The sequence below is a fragment of the Tenacibaculum sp. M1.3A genome, assembly GCF_057732375.1.
Window position 1 is genome coordinate 281,830 of sequence record NZ_JBYJEF010000003.1, and the last position, 16,255, is coordinate 298,084.

The window sequence follows — 16,255 nt, forward strand, 5'->3', positions numbered from 1 at the left end:
TTATTCGTACGCTTGATGTATGTACTGTGCGTATTTTTTTTGATTTTTATTATCTCCTGTTTTAAAAAAATTTACTGCGCCATTGGCACGCATAAAAAAGTGATCTATACTTGCAATTTCTAACAAACCTCCTCTAAAAAAAGCATCTCTAACAGGGCCTTTTACACCTGCAAAATAAAACGCTATATTTCTTTTATTATAATATTTTATACGCTCTTTAAGCATTTCTACTCCGGTGCTATCAACCCTATTAATACTTTCGGCGTCTAAAACAATTAGTCTTAATAATTTTCCTTTATCCTCTACCATTTCATCTAGTTTTTCATGAAAATAGTTTGAGTTGGCATAAAATAGTTGTGCATCAAAACGAAATACTAATACTTTTTCATCAATAATTACATCTTTAAATCTGTTTTTATTTCTATAAAAATCCGAATTTGGCACCTTTCCTAATTCTATTACATATGGTCGAGATGTTCTAAAAATTAAGATCACTAAAGACAAGCTTACACCTATTAAAATACCGTATTCAATACCAAAAAATATAGTTGCTAAAAATGTTGCCACCAATAACCAGAAATCTAAATTATTAGCTGTCCAAAGTCGTTTAGCTTCTTTTACATTTATTAAATTAAATACAGCTACTATAATAATAGCAGCCAATATTGTTTTTGGTAAATGATAAAAAACTGGTGTTAAGAAAAGTAATGTGAGTACAACTATTAGTACAGATACAATTGCTGATATACCCGTTTTACCACCTGCTTCTTCATTAATTGCCGAACGAGAAAAGCTTGATGTTGATGGATATGATTGAAATAACGAACCTACAACGTTGCTTAAACCTAAAGCTATAAGTTCTTGATTTGGTCTTATTCTATATTCATCTTGCTTTGCTTCTAATGTTTTTCCTATCGATATAATTTCTAAATATCCTACCATAACTAAGGTTATTGCTATTGGTAATAACTCTCTTATTAATGCGATATCTATAACCGGAATATTAAAGCCTGGTAATCCAGACGGAATCCCTTTTACAATTGCTACATCTATAAAATAATCTTTAGAAAAACGGATTACCAATATCCCTATTATTACAACAATTAGGGCATTAGGTATTTTTTTATTGATTTTTCTAAAAATCATAATTATAATACATGCAATAATTCCGATTATGGCTGTGTTAGTATTAAAATATGAAACTCTTTTAAAGATGTCTTCAATAATAATATGTACCTGATCGCTCTGTAAAAAATCTACTCCTAATAAGTTTCTAAATTGATTTAAACCTATAATTAATGCTACCGCAGATGTAAATCCTACTATTACGGGTCTTGATAAAAAATTAACAATAAAACCCAAACGAAACAACCCCATTAAAAGCTGAATACTTCCCACCATTAATGCTAATAAAATAGCAATAGCAATATAACTTTCTGATCCCATTAATGCTAATGTTGAAACTCCTGTAGCCACAATTAAAGAATCCATTGCTACAGGACCGATTGCTACTTGGCGAGACGATCCAAAAATTGCATACATTAATTGCGGTACCAAGGCTGCATACAAACCATAAATAGGTGGTAATCCTGCAATTAGTGCATAAGCAATTCCTTGCGGAATTAAAACCGTTGCTACAGTTATACCAGCTACAACATCACCTCTTATTTGTGATTTCTTGTAGTTTGGTAACCATTCAAGTATTGGTATGAGCTTTTTCAGTAGTTTCAATTATTCCTTTTTAAAATTATAATAAAATGGAATCGTCCATTTTAAAAAAGGTTCGTTTTTATTAATTTTTTCAATCTTAATTTCATGCAATCCTTTTGATAATTTATCTAACTCTATAAAACATAAAATTCCAAACTGATTTGTTTTATAATGGTTGTTATATCTTAAATATGAAGTTTCAATCTTTTCTTCGTCTAAAAATATATTATGGTATTTCTTATAACATTCTTTTAAATATTCAGCTCGATGAACACGTTCCTCTGGTTTACTCATCTCGTTTTGTTTTTCATAAATACCACAAACAGTTTCTCTCATAGAAACTTCATAATCAAATATTGGAATAAAAACTTCAAGAATATTTGATTTCACCATGTCAGATTGAATTTCTGGCGCTAATAAAAAATTAGAATTATTCGCATCTTTATAATAATTAGAATACGTTTTATCAACATCAAAAGGAGTATTGAAATGAGTTTTTACCAAAAAGAAAATATTCGTTTTTGGTATTTGCATTCCAGCTACAAAAAAGCCTAAAAAAAAGAATAATATTCCTAAATATGCTAATGATTTTTTTTTCTTAAAGTTAGAGCCAAAAATCATCGTTACTTGTAAAATATTTTTATATAAAGGTCCGAAAGCCAACATATTTACATACTTTACTAATGTAAAATTAATATGTTGTAATTTTTCTTTTTCTTTATTTTTTTTAAGGTTTGCATAAATAGAAACTACCATTTGAACCATTAATCCTACACCAATAATAGTTGCCGGAATTAAGAGAATGTATGAATAAACATAAGGCGACAATAAATTATAAAATAGTAAATAGATACTATTAAATATTGCCATGTACCCGATTATAAACAAAAAAGTAAATGCCATCGAAAAAATAACACTACACATTTCATCTACTTTTTTAATAGAATCTTTGAGTTTTGGCAATATGCCAACTATTTTTTTTGTGTAAATTTTTGAATAAGCACTATCCTCAATACTGTAATCAGGAAAAACAGAATTCAAACCAACTAAACCGACCCAATAAGCTCTTAATACAAAGTGCGTCACAAACATGGCTGATAACATACTTACAGCAATAAGACCAAAAAAAGTAATGAAGTAGGCAATGAAATATTGGTTAGGGTTTAAAATATTTATAAAGAAATTTGTACCCAAATCAACAAAATTAAAAAGCTTAAAAGTACCAAAAATGGCTATTGCAGAAACTAATAATTCTGCTTCCCAACTTTCGTCTTTCAATCTTTGTAACCAATTTTTAGTTTTAATATTGTCTTCCATAAATTTAAAATAATCCTCCTTGGGTTGCTTCTTTTATTCGTCCTAAATGTTTGTAGGCTAAATCGGTTACTTCTCTTCCTCTCGGGGTACGCATTATAAAACCTTGTTGAATTAAAAACGGTTCATAAACTTCTTCAATAGTTTCAGTATTCTCACTAACCGCTGTTGCAATTGTACTAATTCCTACTGGGCCTCCTTTAAATTTATCAATTATAGTTACTAAAATTTTATTATCCATTTCATCCAATCCATGGGCGTCTACATTCAATGCTTTTAAGGCATATTCTGCAATTTCAATAGTAATATTTCCGTTTCCTTTTATTTGTGCAAAATCTCTAACTCTTCGTAATAATGCATTTGCTATTCTTGGTGTACCTCTACTTCTACCTGCAATTTCTATTGCTGCTTCCATAGAAATTGGTACGCCTAGTATTTGTGAACTTCGTTGGATAATAGTAGTAAGTAATTCTGTTGAATAATAATGCAAACGACTACTGATACCAAATCGTGCTCTCATTGGTGCTGTTAACAATCCAGATCGAGTTGTTGCTCCTACTAATGTAAACGGTTCTAAATTGATTTGAACTGTACGTGCGTTGGGTCCAGACTCAATCATAATATCGATTTTATAGTCTTCCATTGCAGAATATAAATACTCTTCTACAATAGGACTTAATCGATGAATTTCATCTATAAATAACACATCTCGTTCATCAAGGTTTGTTAACAAACCTGCCAAATCTCCTGGCTTATCTAAAACAGGTCCTGAGGTAACTTTAATACCCACACCTAACTCATTGGCTAAAATATGTGCCAAGGTTGTTTTACCCAGTCCCGGAGGACCATGAAACAAGGTATGATCTAATGCTTCATCTCTTTGATTGGCTGCTTCAACAAATATTTTTAAGTTATCAATTGCTTGATCTTGTCCTGAAAAGTCATCAAAAGAAAGCGGACGTAGTTTTTTTTCTACATCTAAATCGTCATTTGATAGATTCGTATTTTCAGGATTTAAGTTTTCGTTCATATAGGTACAAATATACTTGAAATATAATTTTTGTTTTGTAATAATTGTTACGCAACAACATTACCAATGCTAAGGTACATAATAGCATTTAGAATTGTAAAACAAAAAAGCCTTCCAATATTGGAAGGCTTTTCATAAATTCTTTTATTTATTAAGATGGTTCTTCTCCATCTAACAATGGTGTAGTTTGTAAAACGAAATCTTTTCCGTGAACATACTCCCCAAATCTAGGATCATTTTCATCATCCCAAACTTTACTATAATCGTACGCCCATCTGTGAACTTCTGGAATAGCACCTGGCCAGTTTCCGTGAATATGTTCAACAGGTGTAGTCCACTCTAAAGTATTAGACTTCCAAGGATTCTGTTCTGCTTTATTACCTCTATACATTGAGATAAAGAAGTTTGCTAAAAATATTAACTGAGCAGCTCCTCCTAAGAATGCCATTAAAGTCATAAATACATTGATTTCAATTAAATCATCAAACATTGGAAAGTTTGAGTTTGTATAATAACGACGAGGCAAACCTGCTAAACCAACAAAGTGCATTGGAAAAAACACCCCGTATGACGCAATAATTGTTAACCAAAAGTGCCAGTAACCCAATGTTTTATTCATCATTCTACCATACATTTTAGGGAACCAGTGATATACACCAGCAAACATACCTAATAAAGCAGATACACCCATTACTAAGTGGAAATGTGCTACTACGAAATAAGTATCATGCACGTTAATATCTAATGCAGAATCTCCTAAAACTAATCCTGTTAAACCTCCTGTTACGAATGTAGAAACCAATCCGATAGAGAATAACATGGCAGGGTTTAACTGTAAATTACCTTTCCAAAGAGTTGTAACGTAGTTAAACGCTTTAACTGCGGATGGAATTGCAATTAATACTGTTGTAAATGTAAATACAGATCCTAAGAAAGGATTCATTCCTGTAATAAACATGTGGTGACCCCATACAATAGTTGATAAGAAAGCAATCGCGATGATTGATCCAATCATTGCACGGTACCCAAAAATTGGTTTACGAGCATTTGTTGATATTACTTCTGAAGTAAGGCCTAATGCTGGTAATAATATAATATATACTTCGGGGTGCCCTAAGAACCAAAATAAGTGTTCAAATAATACAGGCGATCCTCCTTGGTAATGTAATACTTCACCTGATATAAAAATATCTGACAAGAAAAATGAGGTTCCGAAACTTCTATCAAAAATTAATAATAAAGCTGCAGATAATAATACTGGGAATGAAATAACACCAATAATAGCAGTGATAAAGAATGCCCACATTGTTAATGGCAATCTTGTCATTTTCATTCCTTTTGTACGTAAGTTTAAAATTGTTACGATATAGTTTAATGATCCTATTAACGACGATGCAACAAAAATTGCCATAGAAACTAACCATAATGTCATACCTGTACCTGAACCTGGAATTGCTTGTGGCAATGCTGATAAAGGTGGATAAATTGTCCATCCAGCTGATGCTGGTCCTGCTTCAACAAATAATGAAATTATCATTATTACCGATGATAAGAAGAATAACCAATATGATACCATGTTTAAGAAACCAGAAGCCATATCACGTGCACCAATTTGCAATGGAATTAATAAGTTAGAAAAGGTTCCACTTAATCCTGCAGTTAATACAAAGAATACCATTATTGTACCGTGAATTGTAACCAATGCTAAGTACATATCAGGGTCCATAATTCCATCTGTTTGATGGTTTCCTAAGAATGCTTCAATAATTGAAAATGATGTTTCTGGCCATGCTAATTGCAAACGAAATAACATAGACATAAAACCTCCTATAACACCCATAAATATACCCGTAACAAGGAATTGTTTCGAGATCATTTTATGATCTTGACTGAAGATGTATTTGGTTACAAATGTTTCTTTGTGATGATGATCTGACATAATCTATATATATACTTTTAAAAAATATCTTATTTAATAACTTGAGCTAACGTTTGTTGTTCTGATAACCACTTACTGTATTCAGCTTCTTCAACAACAGTAATTTTCATTTGCATATTGTAGTGAGATGCACCACAAATTTTATTACACAATAACAAATAATCAAATTCGTAAAGGTCTTCACCTTTTGCTTTTCTGATTTTATTAATTCCATCTGTTTTAGCAATTACTTCAGAGCTTTTACGCATCTCTTCAGTAGTAAACTTAGGTGTAAATGCAAATTGAGTAACCATACCTGGTACACAGTTCATTTGAGCTCTAAAGTGAGGCATATAAGCTGAGTGTAATACATCTTGAGAACGGAACTTAAATAATATCTTTTTCCCTTTAGGTAAAACAAGTTCTGTTACTTTTTTATCATCCTGAGCTTTTGGGTCAGACATATCAACTCCCATCGAGTTAATACCTTTAATAAAGTTTACGTTCCCTAAACCTAATTCATTATCTGCTCCTGCATAACGTGCTTGCCAGTCGAATTGTCTTGAATATACTTCAATTTCTATTGGGTTTTCGTCATCACCAACATACATAATATTATTCCAAGCCCATAAACCATAACCAATTAAGATTACAATTGTTACTGCTGGAATAACTGTCCATATTAATTCTAACTTATGACTATCAGCATAAAACAATGCTTTGTTTCCTTTTTTCCCTCTATACTTATAAGTGAAGAAGAAAATTAAGAATTGCATTGCAAATTGTACAACACCAATTAACCAAAATGTAATACTAAATAAATTATCATCATGTTCTCCTTCTATAGAAGCAGATTCTGGTAACATTATTACATTCATTGCTATTAAACAATAAACCATCATTGCATAAAGGATTACTAGGAATCCGATAGCTAATTTACCTTGTGTTTCATTGTCTTTATCTGTAGCTATTACAGAACGAAAATTCATTATACGAGTAATTTGCCAGAAACTAACTCCTATTGCAATTGCTATGAAAATATAAAATAAAGCGAGCATATTATCTAAACTATTTGTTTATTAATTATAATTATTAATGGTCGTTACTACCTTCACCTCTGTGTTCGATGTTATAGTAATGGTGTGTTTCACTTTCGTGTAAGAACGGATTTCCTTTTGCCAATGTATTCGCTTTTGCAAACGCGCTAAAGGTAGCATATATAAATAAACCTAAGAAGAATAAAATTCCACTTATTTCTCCAATTCCAAAACCGTACTGTGCACCAACTGTTCCTGGCATAATCATTACGAATAAATCTAAATAATGACCTGCTAATATTACAACTCCTCCAATTGTTACAAACCAAGGAACGCTTTTAAAATCGCTATTGATTAATAATAATATTGGAAAGATAAAGTTCATAACTACCATTGCCAAAAATGGAACTTTATATTCATTGAAACGCAATAAGAAATAAGTTGTTTCTTCAGGAATATCTGCATACCAAATTAACATAAACTGTGCAAACCATAAGTAAGTCCAGAATACTGAAAAACCAAACATATACTTTGCTAAATCATGAATATGACTATCGTTTACAAATGGTAAATGACCTTTTGCTCTTAAATATATAGTTACAAAAGCAATAACTGTTAATGCAGATACTAAGAAAGTTGCTAAAACATACCATGCAAATAAAGTAGAGAACCAGTGAGGGTCAATACCCATAATCCAATCCCACGACATCATAGATTCTGTAATCATAAACAAGAATAAGAAAACTACAGAAATATTATAGTTTCTCTTATGTAACTTTAAGTCTCCATTATCTTGTTCTATAGAGCCTTTTCTGATGAAGAAACGATATACATTCCAAACAGTTAAATAAAAGATACTTCTAATTAACCAACCTGGTGTATTTAAAAACCATTTTTTTCCATCTACTACAGCATCATAATTAGGACTTTTAGGATCAAAAACACCTTCGCCCATCCAAGGAAATAAATGATTCATATGCATAAAAGTAGCAATTAAAAATACTAACATTATAGCACTTACATAGTGTAAATTAGCTGTAATTGCTTCCATTACTCTAAATAATACGATAGACCAACCTGCTTGGGCTACTCTTTGTATTGCATAAAAAGCTAATACTAATAATGTAACTCCTAAAAAGAACATTAAAGCAACAAAAAAAGCTGCCCAAGGACGGTTTTGCATTTGATGAAAAGCATGTTCTGCATGTGCATCTTCATGGCTTTCTCCGTGTGCTTGTGTAGCATCTGTATGTTTTACAGCTGCATCAGCATGCTGTTCTTTTACTTCTTCTTTATGTTTTGCATTTGTTGAATCTGCTACATGTGCAACTTCAGTATTTTCTGTTTGAACAGTTGTACTATCAGAAGCATGATTTTCTTTCTCATGTGTTTCTGTTGTAGCGTGTGCTTCTTCTTTAGCGTTTTCAACGTGAGTTGTTGCTTTATGAGAATCAGCAACAGCATGATCTCCATGATGAGCACCGTGCTGATTTGCTAAAATTTCTTTTGCTTCTTCTAATGTTTTAGGTGCACTATAAAAACTATAAACAGTTCCTATAAGTCCTACAGCCATTAAAATAATAGCAAGCATTTTTAATTTTCCTGAAAACTTGTACATATCTTAACTATCTATTATATACTTATTTTAATTCGCTTCTTAATTTCTCTACATACTGCACAACTTGCCAACGCTCTTTGTACTGTAATTGACCTGAATGAGAACCCATTAAATTTTTACCGTACATAAGTACATGATAAATATTACCTGGCGTTAAGTCTCTATCTTTATAGTTAGGTATACCATTAAACTTATCTCTTTGAGATAAAACTCCATTACCATCTCCTTTTTTACCATGGCAAGTAGCACAATAAATTGTGTATAGCTCTTTACCTTTTGATAAGTTCTTTTCGGTGGTTTCTAAAGGATTCTTTAATTCTACTTTTGCTAATTCATACCCTTCGTTTGTATTAGGAATGTCGTAAGCTACTATACCATTTCTACTTACAGTACCTGCTACTGGTAATATATCTGAAGTATTATTAAAGATTCCCGTATCTCCATTCGCATCATAAGGAATAGAAACATACATATCTGGCATGTATTGTAATTGAGGTGTACGTTTATCACCACATGAAATAACACTTGTTATTACAACTAAAGCGACGATTATTTTTACAAAACTTTTCATATCTCTTTATTAGTGCTTTTCTACTATATTAATCTCTACAGCTCCAGTTGATTCAACCAATGCTTTTAACTCGTCTTCATTACCATGAACAGGAATCTCCATTAAAAAATGATCATCTGTTGTTCTTGGATCTGGATTTTCGGCTTCTTTAAATGGCCATATTCTACTTCTCATATAAAAAGTAATTACCATTAAGTGGGCTGCAAAAAACACTGTTAATTCAAACATAATTGGTACAAAGGCTGGCATATTTGTAAACCAACTAAAGTTAGGCTTACCACCAATGTCTTGTGGCCAATCTTGAATCATCATATAATTAGTCATCCAAATTGCAAAGCATAAACCTGTAATTCCGTAAAAGAATGCAGTAATTGCTAAACGCGTTGGTGCTAATCCTAATGCTTTGTCTAGTCCGTGAACAGGAAATGGACAAAATACTTCTTCGATGTGGTGATGATGTTCTCCTTTGATTTTCTTAACGGCATCCATTAAGATATCATCATCATTATAAAATGCGTGAATTACTTTATTAGTGCTCATTGTTCTTCTCTCTTATTTTTTTATAGTTCTCTCCTGAAGATTTCAAGATTGTCTTAACTTCTGCTTGTGCTATTACTGGGAATGTTCTTGCATATAATAAGAATAATACAAAGAAAAACCCAATAGTTCCTACAAAGATACCCACATCAACAAATGTTGGCTCGAAACGCCACCATGTAGATGGTAAATGTCCTTTACTTAATACAATTGCGATAATATCGAAACGCTCAAACCACATACCTATATTAATTACGATTGAGATAATAAAAGAGAAGATAAAACTTCTTCTTAATTTCTTAATCCATAATAATTGCGGCAAGATAATGTTACACCATAAAAGTGCCCAAAATGCCCATCCGTAAGGTCCTGCTTCAGCTCCAAATGATAAGTAAGTATAGTTTTCATAAGGTGAACCCGTATACCATGCAATAAAGAATTCTGTTGCATACGCTACAGCTACAATACCACCTGTTAAAAGGATTACGATATTCATATATTCAACGTGTAAACGTGTAATATAAGCTTCCATATTAGTAACCTTACGCATAATACCTAATAAGGTTTGTACCATTGCAAATCCTGAAAAGATTGCTCCAGCTACGAAGTAAGGTGGAAATATAGTAGAGTGCCATCCTGGGTTAATAGAAGTAGCAAAATCCATAGATACAATTGTGTGTACAGAAAGTACTAATGGTGTTGCTAAACCCGCTAACACTAAAGATACTTCTTCGAAACGTTGCCAATCTTTTGCTCTACCAGACCATCCGAAAGATAATAAAGCGTAAATTTTCTTTTGAAAAGGCTTTACTGCTCTATCACGAATCATTGCAAAATCTGGTAATAAACCTGTCCACCAGAAAACTAATGATACAGATAAATAGGTTGATATTGCAAATACATCCCATAGTAATGGCGAGTTAAAGTTTACCCATAACGAACCAAATTGGTTTGGCATTGGTAACACCCAATATCCATTCCATGGACGTCCCATGTGGATAATTGGAAATAATCCTGCTTGAAAAACCGCAAAGATTGTCATCGCTTCTGCCGAACGGTTAATTGCCATTCTCCATTTTTGACGGAATAATAGTAGTACTGCCGAAATTAATGTTCCAGCGTGACCAATACCTACCCACCATACAAAGTTGGTAATATCCCACGCCCAACCAATGTTTTTACTTAATCCCCACACACCGATACCTGTACCGACTGTGTAGAAAATACATCCAAATCCCCATAACATTGCTGCTAAAGAGATATAAAATGCGATATACCAATTTTGATTTGCTTTACCCTCAATAGGTTTTGCAATGTCTTCAGTGATATCATGGTAACTTTTGTTACCCAACACTAAAGGTTCTCTATAAGATGATTCGTAATGAGACGACATAAATCTATATACTTATTAATTATATTATTAAGCTTCGTTTGTATTTCTAACTTTTACTTGGTAAACTACATTTGGTTTTGTACCAATATAGTCTAAAACATGGAAAGCTCTACTATCTTCTTTTAATGCTGCTACTGCATCTTCAGAATTGTTAACATCTCCAAACACCATTGCTCCTGTAGAACAAGCTGATGAACATGCTGTTTCAAATTCGTCTTTATTTACAGCTCTACCTTCTTTTTTAGCTTTTAAGATAGTTGCTTGAGTCATTTGAATACACATAGAACATTTTTCCATAACTCCACGAGAACGAACTACTACATCTGGGTTTAAAACCATCTTACCGTATTCGTTGTTCATGTTGAAATCGAATTCATTGTTTTCAGCATAATTAAACCAGTTGAAACGACGAACTCTATATGGACAGTTGTTTGCACAATATCTTGTACCAACACATCTGTTATATGCCATTTGATTTTGACCTTGACGACCATGAGATGTTGCTGCAACCGGACAAACTGTTTCACATGGTGCGTGATTACAGTGCTGACACATCATTGGTTGGAAAGCTACTTCTGGGTTTTCAGCAGAATTTTCTAAAGCGTCAAATAAATCACCTTTACTTAATTCTAAAACTCTTTCTGTATACTTTCTTTCAACGTCTTTATTCGCTAAATTAGGATTCTCTGATCTGAATTCTTCAATAGTCATTGAAGCTTCATGTTGCTTATCTACAACCGTAGAAGAATAATAACGATCAATACGCAACCAGTGCATATCTCTACCTACTCTTACTTCGTCTTTACCTACAACTGGCACATTATTTTCTGCATGACATGCTACGACACATGCCCCACATCCTGTACAAGATGTTAAATCGATAGATAGATTAAAGTGGTGACCAACTTCACGATTATGATCATCCCATAAGTCTATTTTACTAGCCGCTGTTTCTTGGTGGTCATAAGAAACCATTGCTGGTTTGTTCCAAGTATGTTTTGGATCTAAATTTTTATTATTTACTTGCTGTAATGTAGCTTCTTTTAAGATATCATGACGACCTGCAAGTGTACTTTGTACCTGAGTACAAGCAAACTTATGCCATCCTGAAGTTTTCTCGATAGCAACATTATATTGTACGTTGTTACCATCTTTTAAGAAAGGATACGCGTTGACACCAACTTGCATCTCTTCTTTTAAACCTTCAGTTCTACCATAACCTAATGCTAAACCAACAGATCCTTTTGCTTGACCTGGTTGAATCATCACAGGAACACTCTTAATTGTTACTCCATTTACTGTTACGCTAGCGTAGTTACCATTAATTGCTCCGTTATCTTTTACTGGGTTTTCAAAACCTAATTCTCTAGCATCAGCCATAGAAACGGTTAAGTAGTTATCCCATGATGCACGAGTAATAGGATCTGGCAATTCTTGTAACCAAGGGTTATTCGCTTGTTTACCATCACCTAATGCAGTTGATGAATATAAGTTTAATTCGAAACCTGAAGATGCGCTTGCTGCTTTAACTAATTCAGCAGCAGAAGCAGTTATAACTACTGAAGTTTCAAAAGCTTCTTCTTCTAACATCATTTCTGACTTAAAGAAACCATCATGTAATGCTTGATTCCATGATGCACCTGCTAAAACAGTAGTGCTCCAAAATTCTTTTAAAGTATCGTAATAGTTTACAGAACTACCAGACCATTTTAATAACACATCTTGTAACTGACGTGTATTAAATAACGGAGAAATAGTAGGCTGCATTAAACTATAAGTACCTGCTGTTATCGTAACATCACCCCAACTTTCTAAGTTATGAGGTGCTGGTAATGTATATTGTGTTGCCTTAGCTGTTACATCATTCTGAGTAGCTATTGCAACAGATAATTTTAATTTTTTAATTCCTTCTGCTAATTCAGATGCATTTGCTAATGTATATAAAGGATTTGTGTTATAAGTAACTAAACCTTTAACCTTACCACTTTTAATATCTGCAACTAATTCAGCCACTTGAGTATCGTTACCTTGACGCGTTAAATTAACCGCTTTAGTATCGAAAATCTCACTATTTAATTTCTCATTAATTGCAAAAGCAATTAACTGAGCGTTTTTATCATTTAAACCTGTAACTACAACTCCTTTTGAACCTGCTTTCTTTAAATCGATAGCTAGCTTTTTAATTTCTGCATCAAACTTAGTTGCTTTAGATGGAAGTGATTCTCCTGTTACAGAATTATATAAATTAACCAAAGCATATACTTGATCAGAAGGCTTTACAACCATTCTTTTATCAGCATTTGCCCCTGCTAAAGACATATTACTTTCTATTTGAACATGGTAAGACATTCTACCAGAATCAGCTCTACGCCCATCTGCATAAGACTTCTCATATCCACCTTGCCAGTCACCAATAAAATCAGCACCTACAGAAACAATAACTTCTGCTTTACTAAAATCGTAGTTAGGCACAGCGCGTTTACCGTACATTGCTTCAAAAGCATCGGCAGTTGCACTTTCTGAAATTGCATCATAAACAACGTGCTTAACGTTTGGATATACTGCAGTAAAATCAGCAATTACTTTTTCAGTAGAAGGACTCGCTAAAGTACCTGTTAATAAAACTACTGATTCGTTTGCTTCTTTTAATTCATTAAGTTTAGCTACAATTTCTTTATCGGCGTCTGCCCAAGAAATTTCAGCTTCTCCTTTTTTAGGTTCTTTTAAACGTAATTCGCTATCATATAATGATAAAACAGATGCTTGAGTACGTGCATTTGTTTCTCCTCCTGCTTGCTTATTAGGCATTACAAGAATAGGACGACCTTCGCGTGTTTTTACTAATACGTTTGCAAAATCAAAACCATCAGCAATTGTAGTTGCATACCAATCAGCAACACCTACAACGATATCATTCGGTTGCACTACATAAGGGATTGATTTTCTTACGGGACCTTCACAAGCAGCTAATGATGCAGCTGCTGTTGTAAACCCAACGTATTTTAAGAAATCTCTACGTGATGTAGATGATGTTTCTAATGTTTCTTTATCACCTAAAAACTCATCTGTAGGAATATCTTGTACAAACTCATTATTACGCAGCGTTTCAACAACAGAACTACCTTTAAGTTCTTCAACACTTTGCCAGTATTTTTTGTTTGAAGCCATTTATATACGTGTTTTTCTACTTTCTAATTGATTAATAGTGGCACTTACCACACTCTTTTCCTCCTAGTTGAGCAATTGTAACTTGATCAACACCATACTTTGCCGCTAATTCTTTATGAATTTTAGCATAATACTCATTACCCTTTAAATCAACCTTCGTTGTTTTATGACAATCTATACACCAACCCATTGTTAATGGAGAGTATTGATATACTTCTTCCATTTCTTCTACAGGACCGTGACATTTCTGACAAGCGACTCCTCCTACAGTTACGTGTTGCGAGTGATTAAAGTATGCAAAATCCGGTAAGTTATGTACTCTAACCCATTTTACAGGTTTCGTATTACCAGTATATTCTAAGTTTTCAGCATCCCAACCAGCTGCTTCATAAATCTTAGCTATTTCTTTATCTAAATCTGACTTTACTAAAGTATGATCATCCATAACCACTTTAGTATCATCTGCTACTTCAGAAATATTTTTATGACAATTCATACAAACATTTACAGAAGGAATACCTGAATGCTTACTATGCTTTGCTGATGAGTGACAGTATTGACAATCAATCTTATTATCACCTGCATGAATTTTATGAGAAAATGCGATAGGCTGTATTGGCTGATAACCTTCATCAACACCTACTTGAAACAAGGTTCCGAATAAGATGTAAATTCCAATTAAAGCTCCAAAAATAACAGCTAAAACATGTAAAAAAGTATTCTTTTTAATACCTGCCCATAACTCAGCCGATTGACCAAGCATACCAGGTGTTTTAGGTGCTCCTTTTAACTCACTAATTGTTTTTAATAAATTAGCAATAATTAAAAAAGCTACAATAATAGCTGCTGCTAAAACATACAACAACCATCTTGGCGAATCTCCTTTCTCTGTACCAGCTGCAGCTACTGCTATTTGACCTGGCTTAGCAATCTCACCAACAGTTGTGTAATAAAGAATATCATCGATATTCTGATCTGTTAACTGAGGAAAAGCGGTCATATTAGAACCTTTATACTCTTCGAAAATTGCAATTGCATCTTTATCACCAGAAGCTCTTAACGCTGCATTGTCTTTAATCCAAGACTTTAACCAATCGTTCTCTCTTCTTTCTTCAACTCCACCTAACTTAGGCCCAACAAGTTTCTTGTCTAACTTGTGACATGAAGCACATAAAGATTTAAATAATTTCTTCCCTTCTTTCTGGCGAGCTTCATCAACATCTTGAGAAAATGCTGAAAAGCTTATAAATAAAACTAAAAAGAAAGCTAAACTCTTTACGAGTTTTTGGGTTAATTTACTGTGATGTTTCACACTTTTCATACTGTTAAATATAAGTTTTGTATCTGTTTTGGCACTTTTTTTTCTACAATGCTATTCTGAAAGCAGCAAATTAGAAACTTATACAAAAGTACTACTTCTGTCTAAATTGTGAAAAGTTAAGAGATTGCTAATTTATAATTTATATTTATTCTAAATAACTAACGTAGACAATCTATTAAATTGCAAGTCGTTACTTTTGTAAAAAGTTTTAATAAAATGAAAAAAAGAAGCATTATACTAAGTTTAATTTTAGGTCTTGTTATTGGTGTTTTTAATAGTAATGCTCAAGATAATATTACTAAAAATAAAGATATTATTGCACTAATCAATAAAAAAAGACAATACAACAAGCACAACGGGACAGGCTATAGGATTCAGCTATACAACGGCTTAGAGAGAAAAGCAAAAAGTTTACGAAGTAGATTCCAGGTTGAATACCCAGGTGTTTACACGAAATTAGTTTACAAATCTCCTGAGTGGAAAGTACAAATTGGCAACTACAAAACAAGACTAGAGGCAGACAGGTCTTTAAATAAAATAAGAGAACAATTTAACGGAGCGATTGTTATTCCGCTATAAATTTAAATAGCAAAATACAAAAAAGCGAAATCAATTGATTTCGCTTTTTTTACACTTTT

General features: G+C 32.8%; 12 protein-coding genes. 1 reads left to right on the plus strand and 11 read right to left on the minus strand.

The window, feature by feature from the left end:
* The 11 genes from AC28QF_RS06720 to AC28QF_RS06770 all read right to left on the minus strand — a co-directional run bounded on the left by AC28QF_RS06720 (nucleotide 1) and on the right by AC28QF_RS06770 (nucleotide 15,617).
* Nucleotides 1-1,731 (minus strand): SulP family inorganic anion transporter, encoded by a 1,731-nt coding sequence (locus AC28QF_RS06720; protein WP_488201048.1) that lies wholly within the window; start codon nucleotides 1,729-1,731, stop codon nucleotides 1-3.
* Nucleotides 1,732-3,027, minus strand: coding sequence for a hypothetical protein (locus tag AC28QF_RS06725; RefSeq protein WP_488201047.1), 1,296 nt, complete (start codon nucleotides 3,025-3,027; stop codon nucleotides 1,732-1,734).
* A gap of 4 nt (nucleotides 3,028-3,031) precedes the next feature.
* The gene (ruvB, locus tag AC28QF_RS06730; protein ID WP_488201046.1) at nucleotides 3,032-4,054 is read right to left on the minus strand and encodes a Holliday junction branch migration DNA helicase RuvB; all 1,023 of its coding nucleotides are present in this window, start codon (nucleotides 4,052-4,054) and stop codon (nucleotides 3,032-3,034) included.
* 151 nt (nucleotides 4,055-4,205) lie between these two features.
* Complete coding sequence (locus AC28QF_RS06735) at nucleotides 4,206-5,993, minus strand: cytochrome c oxidase subunit I (protein WP_488201045.1); 1,788 nt, start codon at nucleotides 5,991-5,993, stop codon at nucleotides 4,206-4,208.
* Nucleotides 5,994-6,022: 29 nt separating this feature from the next.
* Nucleotides 6,023-7,030 (minus strand): cytochrome c oxidase subunit II, encoded by a 1,008-nt coding sequence (locus tag AC28QF_RS06740; protein ID WP_488201044.1) that lies wholly within the window; start codon nucleotides 7,028-7,030, stop codon nucleotides 6,023-6,025.
* Between the two features lie 34 nt (nucleotides 7,031-7,064).
* Nucleotides 7,065-8,627 carry a quinol:cytochrome C oxidoreductase gene (locus AC28QF_RS06745; RefSeq protein WP_488201043.1) on the minus strand — a complete coding sequence of 521 codons (1,563 nt, stop codon included), beginning with the start codon at nucleotides 8,625-8,627 and terminating at the stop codon, nucleotides 7,065-7,067.
* A gap of 22 nt (nucleotides 8,628-8,649) precedes the next feature.
* Nucleotides 8,650-9,198, minus strand: coding sequence for a c-type cytochrome (locus AC28QF_RS06750; RefSeq protein WP_488201042.1), 549 nt, complete (start codon nucleotides 9,196-9,198; stop codon nucleotides 8,650-8,652).
* Between the two features lie 9 nt (nucleotides 9,199-9,207).
* Entirely contained in the window at nucleotides 9,208-9,738 is a 531-nt protein-coding gene (locus AC28QF_RS06755) for a DUF3341 domain-containing protein (RefSeq protein WP_488201041.1), read from the minus strand.
* Nucleotides 9,728-11,128, minus strand: coding sequence for an NrfD/PsrC family molybdoenzyme membrane anchor subunit (nrfD, locus tag AC28QF_RS06760; RefSeq protein ID WP_488201040.1), 1,401 nt, complete (start codon nucleotides 11,126-11,128; stop codon nucleotides 9,728-9,730). Before nrfD ends, AC28QF_RS06755 begins: the two co-directional genes overlap by 11 nt.
* Nucleotides 11,129-11,155: 27 nt before the next feature.
* Nucleotides 11,156-14,296, minus strand: coding sequence for a TAT-variant-translocated molybdopterin oxidoreductase (locus AC28QF_RS06765; protein WP_488201039.1), 3,141 nt, complete (start codon nucleotides 14,294-14,296; stop codon nucleotides 11,156-11,158).
* 31 nt (nucleotides 14,297-14,327) lie between these two features.
* Nucleotides 14,328-15,617 (minus strand): c-type cytochrome, encoded by a 1,290-nt coding sequence (locus tag AC28QF_RS06770; protein ID WP_488201038.1) that lies wholly within the window; start codon nucleotides 15,615-15,617, stop codon nucleotides 14,328-14,330.
* Between the two features lie 216 nt (nucleotides 15,618-15,833).
* Between AC28QF_RS06770 and AC28QF_RS06775 the strand changes: the two genes are divergently transcribed.
* Nucleotides 15,834-16,196, plus strand: coding sequence for an SPOR domain-containing protein (locus tag AC28QF_RS06775; protein WP_488201037.1), 363 nt, complete (start codon nucleotides 15,834-15,836; stop codon nucleotides 16,194-16,196).
* The last annotated feature ends 59 nt before the right edge of the window (nucleotides 16,197-16,255 follow it).

Excerpts from the sequence above, each read along its gene's own strand:
- AC28QF_RS06725 (WP_488201047.1), bottom strand. The coding sequence starts at position 3,027 with ATGGAAGACAATATTAAAACTAAAAATTGGTTACAAAGATTGAAAGAC.
- ruvB (WP_488201046.1), bottom strand. The coding sequence starts at position 4,054 with ATGAACGAAAACTTAAATCCTGAAAATACGAATCTATCAAATGACGAT.
- AC28QF_RS06735 (WP_488201045.1), bottom strand. The coding sequence starts at position 5,993 with ATGTCAGATCATCATCACAAAGAAACATTTGTAACCAAATACATCTTC.
- AC28QF_RS06740 (WP_488201044.1), bottom strand. The coding sequence starts at position 7,030 with ATGCTCGCTTTATTTTATATTTTCATAGCAATTGCAATAGGAGTTAGT.
- AC28QF_RS06745 (WP_488201043.1), bottom strand. The coding sequence starts at position 8,627 with ATGTACAAGTTTTCAGGAAAATTAAAAATGCTTGCTATTATTTTAATG.
- AC28QF_RS06750 (WP_488201042.1), bottom strand. The coding sequence starts at position 9,198 with ATGAAAAGTTTTGTAAAAATAATCGTCGCTTTAGTTGTAATAACAAGT.
- AC28QF_RS06755 (WP_488201041.1), bottom strand. The coding sequence starts at position 9,738 with ATGAGCACTAATAAAGTAATTCACGCATTTTATAATGATGATGATATC.
- nrfD (WP_488201040.1), bottom strand. The coding sequence starts at position 11,128 with ATGTCGTCTCATTACGAATCATCTTATAGAGAACCTTTAGTGTTGGGT.
- AC28QF_RS06765 (WP_488201039.1), bottom strand. The coding sequence starts at position 14,296 with ATGGCTTCAAACAAAAAATACTGGCAAAGTGTTGAAGAACTTAAAGGT.
- AC28QF_RS06770 (WP_488201038.1), bottom strand. The coding sequence starts at position 15,617 with ATGAAAAGTGTGAAACATCACAGTAAATTAACCCAAAAACTCGTAAAG.
- AC28QF_RS06775 (WP_488201037.1), top strand. The coding sequence starts at position 15,834 with ATGAAAAAAAGAAGCATTATACTAAGTTTAATTTTAGGTCTTGTTATT.